Origin of the sequence: Nostoc sp. UHCC 0251 (genome assembly GCF_034932245.1) — a bacterium.
Lineage (GTDB): Bacteria > Cyanobacteriota > Cyanobacteriia > Cyanobacteriales > Nostocaceae > Nostoc.
In genome coordinates this window covers 1-11811 of the sequence record NZ_JAYGHD010000120.1, presented here as the reverse complement: position 1 = coordinate 11811, position 11811 = coordinate 1, and the positions used below count along the sequence as shown (strand labels likewise).

The following is an 11811-nucleotide window of genomic DNA, read 5'->3' as shown; positions in this document are numbered from 1 at the left end:
TAATTTTTAGCGATCGCAGCTTTTTTGCCCGATCTCACCAAATCGCGTTGCTCCCGTGCCAGGTAACGGAAACGTAGAAACCGCAATACTTCGTGCTAAATGACTTGTTTGTGAATCTTCACAATTTCCTGTAAGCCTTATATGTTACAGTTTACAAGTTTCGACGCGAGAGAAGACCCCTCTATTCATCACTATCCCACATGACAATGCATACTCTAGTTTTCCTCTGGCACCACAAGGCAAATGTCCCTGTGGAGAATTTTCTGGTCTGAAGGTCAGGTCTGAGTATTTAAGCCACTCTTTATTAAAAAACATTCCTTTTCGCCATCCGACGCGATCGCCAAACTTTTCGTAGTCTTTTCCAACGCTTTCCCAAATTTGCTTTTGCACACTAAACCTAAAGTGCCCATTGCTGTATTTTTTCCACAGTTGGTCAATGGTGCGTAAGTCAGTGCAAGGAAATTTATCAATACATTCAGAACTAAGCCAGCCTTCTGATTCTCTGTCTGATGCTTTGAGCATAACAGCCAGAGTTTCTTGATCCGCTTCTTTCCACTGTCCAGCTTTAAGTAAATCACGCAACCGCGTATAGTCTACACCTTTCTCAGAGGGGAGATCGTTAGCAGTAGATTGCTGTTCTAGTCGCAGCTTATCGGTTTTTTCTTGTTCTCTTTGTCTTTGTAGCCTATCTGCCTCTTCTTGTCGTTCTCTTCGTAGTCTTTCTGCTTCCTGTTTTTGTAGCCTATCTGCCTCTTTTTCTTGTTCCTGTAGCCGCAGCCTTTCTTGTTGCTGGTGTCGTAACTTTCTATTTTCCTCTTCTTGTTCCCGTAGTCGCAGCTTATCTGCTTCCTGTTTTTGCCTTCGTTCATCTCTTGCTTTCTTTAGCTTCTCAGCCGCCGCCCGAATTCCTCTAGCTACATCTGTGAAGGCTTCATCTTGATTGTGCCAATTCCTTGACACTACTGGTTCAGCATTCTTAGGCAAAGCTTGAAGTTTTGCAAATGGTGCGCCACTCCAATCAACGCTTCGCAGAATAACCGGGATAACACAAGCCTCTCCAGTATGGTGACGTTCTATTGCCTTTTTAACTTCGACATCCCAGCAATATTTAGAAAAAAGAAAATCTGAACTGATGAGCAACAGAATGATGTCGGCAGTGTTTAGATTATCGTTAATTTGATGATCCCACTCCTCTCCAGGTAGTATCTTGCGATCGTGCCAGCTTGAAATCACACCCTGCCATTCTAATATGGTCAGGTGTTTAGCTAGTTCATCCCGTAGAGTTTCGTCTTTGTGAGAGTAAGAGAAGAAAAGCTTTAACGATACCTCTGGCATTTTTGGTCTAAGGAGTAGGATAAATCACGCTTTAAGGAAATTATAGTGTTTTTACCTGATTTGCTTGAGAACTAACGCCAATGGCTAGAGCAGAAGTTATGACAACAAGCCCGCCTCAGAATAAATTCTGAGTCTAATAGCGAAAGTCGTCTAAAGACGACTGAGAAGAGGTTATAGTCCGTTTTAACGGACTTTAGCTATTAGCCCGGAACTTTAGTTCTGGGCGGTTTATGTCTCAATACGGTTGGGTTGAAGAATGAAACCCAACTTATATCTTAAAAATTACAAATTACGAATTAGCCCGATCGCAATACACTTCACCAAAGCTATGATCGGCATTAATCTCAATCACTAGATCGACCACTGTTGCATCTTTTACCAACGGCGTGATGAATAATTCGGGGTGAAGCGATCGCCAAAAATAATTGACAAATTGCTCTATCTCTGCATTGCTCATCCCCGATTTACCCGCAGCAATCATCTGCTGTTCAGCCTGTTTGCGCCACTCCAAAGAACAGCGGTAATCGGTGGGATATAGCACAATTAAGCTGTCTAATCGCTCCCAGAGTGGTAAATAATCGTGGAGGCGAAGATTCATATCGCGGGCAAACGCTCTATCTTCATCTGTTAGAATTGGCAATGGTGCAGTATCAAATACATCTGCGTTAATTGGACGAACACCCACAAACCAACCTTCAAATAGTACAATATCTACATTTGTGACGATTTCTGGAGTAGTGCGATCGCCAGCGCCTCCAAAAGCAGATTTATCAAAGCGGGGAATCATCACTGGGCTTTGGAACTGGCGGATTTGATCTAGTACATTTAAGCCTAAGTCTACATCGTGGGTTCCTGGTGGGCCGCGCCAAATCAAGCGGGGATCTTGCTGGGTTAAAATCAAGCGATCGCTGTAAGTTTTATATAAGTCATCCAAAGATAAACTCACAGTCCGGTATCCCAACTGATCGAGAATCAAACTGAGAACCTTGGACATTGTGGTTTTACCGGTGCCTTGTCCTCCTAATATTCCCTGAATCAGAGGGCGTCCCAACTGTTGGCGCTGCGATGCGATTTTGATCCCCAAAGGTAGCCACAAGTCCCACAATACCTGTAACATTTTCTTGGGTTCGATTTTGAGGCTAGTTTCGCAGAATTCGTTAAAAGCTGGCAATACAGATTCTAGTAAATGCGATCGCTCTTTTATCATTTCATCGACATTTTCCGGCGTGATCCCAAAAGCTTTAGCCCTCAACCCATCTGCTAACGCCGCTTCTCTTGCTTCCTGCTTCCCTATCTCCCTCATCTGACTACGATCCCAGCTTAAAGGCTTCGAGAAACAGACCGTAGGTGAAACCAACTTTGAGGAGATTTAGTGAGTCTACTAAGAGCGATCGCCTTTCCATAAACCTACGATGATAAAATATCCTACTGGTAATTTCCGTCAACACTACTAAAAAAGCAGCTACCACAATGTCTAATTCTGCTCGTTGACCGGCTGTAGTGGAAGCTACGTTTGCCAGAAAAAAACCGAGCAGAAAACTAATGATCAACAGCGATTGCCGCCGCCAAGGATTTAAAAACCATTGCCCCAAGCGTGTAGCAATGGCATCGAATAAATTATTGAGACGAGTGTTTTGCATGACAAGGGCTTCTGGGGAAAAGTCAAGATATCTTGAAATATCTTTTATATTAAGGAGGATATTGGTTTTAGCATCAGCTTGTTTGTTAATATTGTAGATACTTACTGGAATTCCAGTGTTTATTCAAATTTACCAATTTTATCATCTTCAGAGAAGTACAGTTTCTTAGAGGATGTTTGGAAAGTATAAATATTTAGTTTGCTCCCCTCAAGCTAGCCTTTAGAAGGGGAAAATGACTCGAATTTCCCTTTTTTGAGGGTAAACAGCCACTTGAGGTAGTTACCCAAGAGCCAAGGGGAAAGACAGTTCCCTAAGTTAGGAAACTCGCCCTCTTTCCCTAGACTAACCGTACTGCCTTCCCATTGTGCGAACTGGCGTGGATTTACGAGATCCAAAGACTTTCCAAACATTCTCTTAAGGTGGCTTCTAAATAGTGAGAGATAAAATATACCACTTAGATTTATGTAAAGTTTGGCAAAAGTCGCCTTATTGAGTCCGTTAGCAGTTTCGGAAAACTTTTATTTTTTTATCCAAATGAATTGGCTGGCTCGGTATCTAATTTTCTTGTTTTTATCCAAGCCTAATGTCAAGAAAAAAAGCAATAGGTGTCTGTACCCCAAGTTTATCAAACATCAAAGAAATAATTTTCTCCAAACATTTTCTAATCAAAATGATACTTATAATACATTGGTAACCCCCATTTTAAGAAAGTCTATATTAGACTACTTTCTATGATTGCTTTTTGTGATAATAGGCTACCATTTGGTCAAGCCTAGACAAAATATTTATTTCTAATAACTATCAATATGAAATCCTCAGTATATCGTAACGTCGGTATTACAGCTTCTTGCTTGGGACTGCTGGTTGCTCTGGTGGGATACTTTGGACTGAGCGTATCCTTTGAGTCCACAAACCCAGATACATCTTCACAACTGCCAACTGAAACTACCCAGTGGGAGACTTCTTCTACGCCCGTTTCACCTGAAAAAGGTATTTCTGCTAGTTTATCTACTCCAGGAACTAACCCAACCAATCAAGTAGAACATAGTATTAAAGAGAATACTTATCCTGTCTTGGCAGAGCGTGATAAATCAGCTAGCATTGCCAACGCTCAAGGAACTTTGCGAATGAGTAATCAAACAAATCAGCCTGTACGGTTGACTCTACTAGCGCGACAGTCGGTAGCAAAAAGCTCTGGTACTAAACACACTAACTATGATATGCCGGCACATTGGGATTTTGCTCCCCAAGAAGGTAGTGAGAAGGGACTGATTCTCTCTCTACCTCAGAATAATTTAAAGCTGGAAAAGGGAGATATTTTAGTTGCTTTTGCACAAGATGGTTCCCGTCGTTACTGGGGCCCCTATGTTGTCGGCGAAACTCAATTACCTAAATGGAATTCCCAAAACAGAGAATGGCAATTAGTGCTGAGTCCATAGTTTAAGGAGGCAGGAGGCAAGAGGCAGAAGGCAATAGGCAATAGGCAAGAGGCAAGAGGCAAGAGGCAATAGGCAGTCCCGATGAAACTTGTTTCATAGTTAAGATCAACAAAACGCTTATGGTGTATTCGTTTTGACTTTTGACTTCTGCTTTGCGGTACTAGTTGTGTTGGAGAAGTTTCTTTGGCAGCTTGGACAACTGGTGTTACTCAACGGGAAAAAGTGTAAAGTACTGAAGAGAAGAAAATTGTTGAATTTAAAACTCCGAAGAACAAAAGATAGATAATCAACGACTATTGAGTAGTGATTGTTGACTATTGACTAATGAGCATGAAATTGAGTGTTAAGCACACTGTTGATCAGTGGTTCAACAAAATAGCAAAGAATCCAGCCCTTGGTGTAACTGTGTCGATTTTGTGGTTGATGTTGATTGGCTGGATAGCTTTTGGGTGGAATTTGGGCAGCACTGGCTTGATTGATGAAACAGAGCCACTGTTTGCCGAAGCTTCCCGCCAGATGTTCGTCACAGGCGATTGGATTACCCCATTTTTCAATGGTGACACTCGTTTCGATAAACCTGCTTTAATTTACTGGTGTCAGGCGATCGCTTATGCAATTATAGGAGTGAATGAGTGGGCAGTACGTCTTCCTTCTGCGATCGCAGCCTTCAGTTTAGTTTGTTTAGGTTTTTACACCATACAGTGGTATTTTGCTAAACAAGACGAATTAGAGCAAGTTTCACGCCCTACTCGCCGCTACTTAACATCTTTTATAGCAGCAGCGCTCATGGCACTTAATCCCGAAACCATTATTTGGGCGAGAATCGGTGTCTCTGATATGCTGCTCACCGGATGTATGGCATCAGCTTTGTTATGTTTCTTTCTAGGGTATGCAGGGAAGGGAGGGAGTAGGGAGTGGGGAGTGGGGGGAGCAGGGGGAGAAAGAATAACCAATGCCCAATCCCCAATGCCCCATGCCCTATTCCCTAATAAGTGGTATTTAGCTTTTTATGTGCTGATTGCTGGCGCAATTTTGAGTAAAGGGCCAGTGGGAATTGTTTTACCAGGGCTAATTGTTGCCGCATTTTTGCTTTATGTGGGAAAATTTCGAGAGGTGTTGCGGGAAATGCGCCTTCTCGTGGGTGTATTGATAATTTTAGGTTTATCAGTACCGTGGTTTGCTTTAGTAATTTGGCGCAATGGCTGGAATTATATTAATGCCTTTTTTGGTTATCACAACCTGGAACGCTTTACAGAAGTCGTTAATGGCCACTCAGCACCTTGGTATTTTTACTTTTTAGTGGTGCTGCTGGGTTTTGCGCCCTACTCAGTGTATTTACCAGTTTCTATAGTAAGACTAAAGTTTTGGCAGCGATCGCACTGGCGATCGCTTGAACGTTTTCAGCAGTTTGGTTTATTCGCCTGGTTCTGGTTTGCTAGCATCTTTGGCTTTTTTAGCATTGCTGTTACCAAACTCCCTAGCTACGTATTGCCTTTGATGCCAGCAGCAGCCATCCTAGTAGCCCTGTTGTGGAGCGACTTTTTCCAGGATACACAGGCTAGGCAAACAATTCCTGTTTCCTCTTCTCCCACTTCTCCCGTCTCCCCTTCTTTTCTGAGAGTTAGTGGTTGGATGAATGTAATGTTTTTATCAGTTCTGGCAACAGCACTGTTTAACATCATCTACATATTAGGTACTGATCCAGCTATAAGTAACTTCCACGAACTAATTCAAAAATCTGGTTTACCAGTAATAGCCGGCGTAATTTGGCTGGTTTGTGCTGTTTTAGTTGCGGGTTTATTACTAAGCCGCCAATGGAACCACATTATCAGTATTAATTTACTAGGGTTTGTGGCGTTTTTAATTTTTGTCTTAACCCCTGCTTCATTCTTTATTGATCGAGAACGTCAATTACCTTTAAGGGAATTGTCTGCGGTCATTTTAGAAGCAAAACAACCAAATGAAGAATTGATCATGCTTGGCTTCAAAAAGCCGAGTGTGGTATTTTACAGCAACATTCACGTAAATTATTTAAGATTTCCCCAAGAGGCTATAGAGCATATTCAAAACCAGGCTGCCAAAGGACTACAGCCTCCCTCATTGTTGCTCTTGGCTGAACAGAAAAAGTTTTTACAAATGGACTTACAGCCAGATGATTACAAAAGTTTATCGACCAAGGGTGCTTATAACTTGGTTCGAGTTCCTTTTAAGAAAAAGAAAACTGAAAAAATGGATATTTCATAAAACTATTAAATAGTCATTAGTCATTTGTCCTTTGGGGATAACCAATGACTAATGACCCCATTAATTAACATTTTTCATTGTAACCGTTGACAGCTAAAGCATGATTGATCTGGTTTAATAGGTCTTCCATTGATATCGATCGCGGTAATATTTGGGTAGCGATCGCACCAACAACAGTTTCTATAGATTCCAAACCATTCTTCTTCTGCTTGTCAATTTCCTTGTAAGCTACCCCAGGCTGGAAACTGGTTTCTAGGCGATTTAATCGCTGATTCAGTACTAAAATTGGTGGTAATTTGTCAGGCGAATCTCCCAATGTTCTCAGTGCTTTTAGCACGTCTTTGTGGATAGCAGATTCTCCTAAACAAATTAGCAGTAAGTCAACACTTTGGTGGCGAATTTGTTGTAACACTTCTGCCCAACAGGGACTCATTGCCGCTTTGAAGCCTGCTGTTTGTAAGTACTGAATTAAAGCTTGGAACCACTCAGATCCCCGTTCAGCAGTTTCGCTACTAATTGAGCAATTTTTTGCTGTCCGATAACCCTTAACTTGCTTGCGTCTTACCTGTGGTAAATCACGTAGCATTGTCAAATCCACTACCAAAATGTTAGGAGGGCAGCAAATACCAGAAGCAATTTGCAGTACTGATAGTAAGGCATCTGTTTTCTCGGTGCGACTGTTGTTGTCTTTGGTAAATGGTGTTAAGTAAGGAAATACAGATAGCCCTGGGATCTTAGAAGCTATTAGGGTAGTTGCAACATCGCAAGTAACTAGTGGTAGAGCCGCCAAACGTGGGTGCTGAATTAGTTGTTGCAGATAAATTTGGGCGGTGGTACTTTCGACATCTAGCAAAATGACATCAAACTGCCATACCCGCGCTAAAAGTTCTGCTTGATCTAGGTCATCTACTTCAATTACCCGGTGTTCTCGAAGCGAGGGGTGGGGATTGACCGATTCCAACTGGGGATTCACCAATCTCAGAATTCGCAGTGGGGTTTTAGTTGGGATAACTTCGCTGTTGTTTAACCCTTGCTGTAATGCTGGTGCAGTACATAATTTTTCTAAAACTGGTGCTAAAACCTGATTCTCTACTGGCAAGGTTAAGAAACCATCGGCTCGGTTAGCGAATGCTTGCTCCTTTTCGGCTCCTGTCGCTGTCACAATCACAGATATATGACGGGTTGCACTGTCAGATTTCAGTAAAGTTAGCACATCCCAACCTGATAGCAGGGGTAGCAACGGATTCAAAAATATCGCAATTGGTTGCAAGCGCCGAGCTTTTTCGACTGCTTCTGTTCCCGATCGCGCAATCACTACCCGATATCCTAAACCTTTGAGTTGTTCGGTCAAGTCTTCAATATATCGGGCTACTGCCTCGACTACTAAAACCAAGCGTTGCGAACTGGCGGGATGATGCTGTGTGGGTGTAATAACATGCGGACGATCTACTGCGGGGTTTTCCCGTGTCTGTTGGTGTCGTGTCTCCTCCTCTTCTCTGATTCCCATATCTGGTTCAGAAAAGCCTGTTTTCGGGGGACTGGGCGGCAGCAGTAGTGTGAACTGGCTACCTTTTCCTTCACGCGATAAGAAGCTAACATCTCCTCCGTGGAGGCGAGCCAGGGCCCGAGTTAATACCAGCCCCAAACCAGTGCCTTCAAATTGGCGAGTCAGGGGATTTTCTAGTTGTTGGAATTTTTGAAAGATTAAGTGTTGCTGGTGTTCAGGAATCCCAATGCCTGTATCCCAAACGGTAAAGGCAATCCATCCTTCCCAACGACTCACCCGCAGTCCGATTTCACCAGATATTTCGGTGAATTTAAAGGCGTTGGAAAGTAGGTGTACTAGCATCTGGCGCAAGCGCAATTCATCTGCCACTATCTGGTCTAAACCTAGTTCAATGGAAAGGCAGAATTGGGGAGCAGATGAACGGGCGTTTTGAGTTGGCGAGGCAGATGTAGTTTTGGTAGTTTGAGTGTGGATGGCTTTAGCATCTGATAAGGCGCGATCGCACACAGCCTGAATTTTCACCGGCGTCAGCGTCAAATCCATTTGTCCCGTTTCCATCCGGGTCAAATCTAAAATGTCATTAACCACACTCATCAGGTGGCGACCACTTTGATGAATCAGTCCCGCATAACGGGCTTGACGCTCGTTAAGTTCTCCCAACTGCTGATCCACGAGCAAGCGCGATAATCCTAAAACGGCAGTTAGGGGAGTTTTGAGTTCATGACTAATACAAGCTAAAAATTCATCTTTTAACCGATTTAGTTGAATTAAATCGGCATTCTTTGCTGCCAATTCTTTACAAAGCTGCTGCTGCTCAGTCACATCAGTAGCTAAAACCAACCATAAATCATCGCTAGGTGCAACTCTCTCTTCAGCACTGATGTCTTGAAACTCAGAACTATCTAATGGAATTTTGGCAAACTGCCAGATTCGCTCCTGACCATTTTGCACTTCGACAACGCAGGTACAAGTACCCGCTTGACTATCCAAATAGCACCGACTGTATACAGCATCTGGTGAGGCTTCTTGCTGGGTCAGTTCCTTTTCACCACCATGCTCATTTTCTCTACCATTGGGATAAACCTTGATTGCTCGTTGGGTGACATATTCTGGTTTTTCGGAGTGCTTAGGGACAAGTATTGCCTCCACCTGTTGCCTAACTCCTTCTGGATCTTTCAAGGCTCCTAATTGCTGCCACCAAGCAGGATTTCGTGCTACCACCTCGCCAGTACCGGTTTGCAACATCAAAGGCCAAGGGAGTCTTTCCAACAACAGTACCAGTGGCTGGTGTCCCAACGACTTGGGTTGATTTGGTGGCTGTACACCAGACAAGCTCTGGATGCCTGAGCTTTGTAAGCCAGCCATGCGTTCTTTAGCCAACAATCGCAATAGGCGTGAACTATCCAGCAACCCCAAATATTGACCATCAGAGTCAATCAGCGCCCAATCTAAATTCTGGTGTTTTTCGGCTTGTGGATAACACAAGTGCAAGCTTAATTGCTCTACACGCTCAGAAGCTGATATTGTCTGTATTGGCTCAATTAAACCTTGACCCCAGATCGAGAGTGATTGGTGTAAATTTAGATTTTTATCGTCACTATGTGCTAATAATTTTTGGATTAAACGGGCAGAATACAGCAATCCGATGGGGCAGTGGTGTTGATTCACTACTACCAAGCGATCGCACTGCTCTTGCTCAAAAATCTCCAACACCACTGCCAGAGAACTTGTTTGGGGGCAGCTAGGTACGGTTGCCTGAAAGTTATAAAGCGGGTAATCTAGCATTAACATAGGGCTTTGGGGGTCATTCTTCCTGTGGAACCCTCCGGCATTTCCATCTGCCAACTGTTGATGGTCTTTTCGCCTGAAGTCATATCCTCTAAGAAGACTCATATAAGCAACTCTGGTTATTTCAACGCCATTAGAATAACGGGATTTCTCGTCACGGACACTTGCTTGCGGACGAGTGCATTTTTCCAAGAGGCGACGTTTCTCATTTCTAGCAACTAGCCTCTCTAGTGTCTTACTGGTATTTAAACTCCTCATCGATAGCGACAGCTAAAACAATTATGGCCCCAAAGATTCGCTTTAGAACCTTGAGGAATTATAATGATTTAGAATGGGACAATCCTTTAAGTTCGTTTAAGTATCTTATCAAGGAGCAAAATAAAAAAATCTATCTATCTATATACATAGATATGCAAATAATAAATTAGCTACTGTGTCTTGCTATGCCGACAAATACCTCATCATCAAAGGCCTACTAAGTCTTATTACTCAGTTGCTGCACTAGGTTGTTGAATGGCTAGCGCGATCTGCTAACATAGAGCGTTATTTTGGGGGATTTCCAGAAATTAAATTATTCAATTTGGGAGCGAAGATGATCGTTAGATTCTTCCTCCCCTGCCTCCCCTGCTTCCCCTGCTCGCCAAAGCGATGGGATATTTTTTTAGTTGGAAGTCCCTTGGGGTGGAATCACCATTTTGCGGCACATTTAGTATTCCCTTAGAAGCGTTAGCCAAACTAATCAGCCCACGTTTCTTGGTCAGGGCGATCAAGGAGATAGATTTAAGAATAAATGTTATTACCGATATTGATTCTGCAACCTAATGTTAAAAAATGTTTAAATAATCAAGTTGACTTAGACAACCAAAAACGCTGGAACACATGGGTGTGGAAATTTATTGACGCGATTATTGCTCAATTTTGCTACCTACCTGTTGCTGCAACTACCTCTGGAAAAATCAACTATTTACCAAATTGGCTACAACAAAATTCAGATAACTCATACACTGACAATTATGTATATGTATTCGCCAGTCATACCCAAAAAAACCAACAGAATTTTCAGGATATGGCTCCAGCAGAAAGGCAAGGATTATTAAGACAGCTTCGATTAGATTACAGCTTGATTCTTATAGATTATTTTACCACAGATAAGACACTCAAAGAGAAAATTGATAAATTTATCAATACTATATTTTATGCTAATATTCCTGTGCCCCAAATCATTGAAATTCACATGGAGGTAATTGAAGAATTTTCTCACCAGCTAAAATTAGAAGGAAGGAGCAATGAAACGTTACTTGATTACCGTCTAGCGTTGATAGATATCCTTGCTCACCTGTGCGAACTCTATAGAAGTTCGATTTCTAAATAAATTAAATTTATCGACGTTCAACTTGGAACAAGGTAACGCTGTTAGTCACTCACAAAGTGCGAACTAATATTGTATTTCTATCTAATGACTAGCTTGTAAATATATGAATAAAGCCAGAAAAACCTACGTTCTCAAGCTTTACGTAGCAGGGAATACCCCTAATTCAGTCCGGGCATTAAAAACACTCAAAAATATTTTAGAACAGGAGTTTAAAGGTGTTTATGCTTTAAAAGTGATCGATGTACTAAAAAGCCCCCAACTGGCAGAAGAAGATAAAATATTGGCGACACCAACATTATCTAAAATCTTGCCTCCACCCGTTCGCAAAATTATCGGGGATCTTTCAGATAGAGAAAGAGTATTGATTGGATTAGATTTGCTCTATGAAGAACTGAGTGAAGGAGATTTTGAAGAGGAAAACAATTAATGATTTCAGAGGGTGTAGGGGATAGGGGGTAGGGTGTAGGGAACCCACGTTTAAAAACG

At 42.3% G+C, this 11811-nt stretch carries 8 protein-coding genes; 4 read left to right on the top strand and 4 right to left on the bottom strand.

All coding sequences use genetic code 11. The features are described from left to right. Positions 1 to 144: 144 nt before the first annotated feature. The 3 genes from VB740_RS14485 to VB740_RS14475 form a co-directional block, all read right to left on the bottom strand. The gene (locus VB740_RS14485) at positions 145 to 1335 is read right to left on the bottom strand and encodes a GUN4 domain-containing protein (RefSeq protein ID WP_323200684.1); all 1191 of its coding nucleotides are present in this window, start codon (positions 1333 to 1335) and stop codon (positions 145 to 147) included. 289 nt (positions 1336 to 1624) lie between these two features. Then, positions 1625 to 2638: a glycerate kinase gene (locus VB740_RS14480; protein ID WP_323200683.1), complete on the bottom strand. Its 1014-nt coding sequence runs from the start codon at positions 2636 to 2638 to the stop codon at positions 1625 to 1627. A 4-nt stretch (positions 2639 to 2642) separates the two neighbouring features. Continuing rightward, on the bottom strand, positions 2643 to 2975 hold the full coding sequence (locus VB740_RS14475; protein ID WP_323200682.1) for a DUF565 domain-containing protein: 333 nt from the start codon (positions 2973 to 2975) through the stop codon (positions 2643 to 2645). An 806-nt stretch (positions 2976 to 3781) separates the two neighbouring features. Here VB740_RS14475 and VB740_RS14470 point away from each other — a divergent pair. Both VB740_RS14470 and VB740_RS14465 read left to right on the top strand, forming a co-directional pair. Further along, entirely contained in the window at positions 3782 to 4414 is a 633-nt protein-coding gene (locus tag VB740_RS14470; protein WP_323200681.1) for a hypothetical protein, read from the top strand. Positions 4415 to 4738: 324 nt separating this feature from the next. Continuing rightward, complete coding sequence (locus VB740_RS14465) at positions 4739 to 6658, top strand: glycosyltransferase family 39 protein (RefSeq protein ID WP_323200680.1); 1920 nt, start codon at positions 4739 to 4741, stop codon at positions 6656 to 6658. A 64-nt stretch (positions 6659 to 6722) separates the two neighbouring features. On the opposite strand, the gene VB740_RS14460 is transcribed toward VB740_RS14465, so the two are convergent. Then, positions 6723 to 9956: an ATP-binding protein gene (locus VB740_RS14460; RefSeq protein WP_323200685.1), complete on the bottom strand. Its 3234-nt coding sequence runs from the start codon at positions 9954 to 9956 to the stop codon at positions 6723 to 6725. Positions 9957 to 10743: 787 nt separating this feature from the next. Here VB740_RS14460 and VB740_RS14455 point away from each other — a divergent pair. After that, positions 10744 to 11325 (top strand): KaiA family protein, encoded by a 582-nt coding sequence (locus VB740_RS14455; protein ID WP_323200679.1) that lies wholly within the window; start codon positions 10744 to 10746, stop codon positions 11323 to 11325. A gap of 103 nt (positions 11326 to 11428) precedes the next feature. Then, positions 11429 to 11752: a circadian clock protein KaiB gene (gene kaiB / locus VB740_RS14450; RefSeq protein WP_323200678.1), complete on the top strand. Its 324-nt coding sequence runs from the start codon at positions 11429 to 11431 to the stop codon at positions 11750 to 11752. Positions 11753 to 11811 lie beyond the last annotated feature (59 nt).

Excerpts from the sequence above, each read along its gene's own strand:
- VB740_RS14480 (WP_323200683.1), bottom strand. The coding sequence starts at position 2,638 with ATGAGGGAGATAGGGAAGCAGGAAGCAAGAGAAGCGGCGTTAGCAGAT.
- VB740_RS14465 (WP_323200680.1), top strand. The coding sequence starts at position 4,739 with ATGAGCATGAAATTGAGTGTTAAGCACACTGTTGATCAGTGGTTCAAC.
- VB740_RS14470 (WP_323200681.1), top strand. The coding sequence starts at position 3,782 with ATGAAATCCTCAGTATATCGTAACGTCGGTATTACAGCTTCTTGCTTG.
- VB740_RS14485 (WP_323200684.1), bottom strand. The coding sequence starts at position 1,335 with ATGCCAGAGGTATCGTTAAAGCTTTTCTTCTCTTACTCTCACAAAGAC.
- kaiB (WP_323200678.1), top strand. The coding sequence starts at position 11,429 with ATGAATAAAGCCAGAAAAACCTACGTTCTCAAGCTTTACGTAGCAGGG.
- VB740_RS14455 (WP_323200679.1), top strand. The coding sequence starts at position 10,744 with ATGTTATTACCGATATTGATTCTGCAACCTAATGTTAAAAAATGTTTA.
- VB740_RS14475 (WP_323200682.1), bottom strand. The coding sequence starts at position 2,975 with ATGCAAAACACTCGTCTCAATAATTTATTCGATGCCATTGCTACACGC.
- VB740_RS14460 (WP_323200685.1), bottom strand. The coding sequence starts at position 9,956 with ATGTTAATGCTAGATTACCCGCTTTATAACTTTCAGGCAACCGTACCT.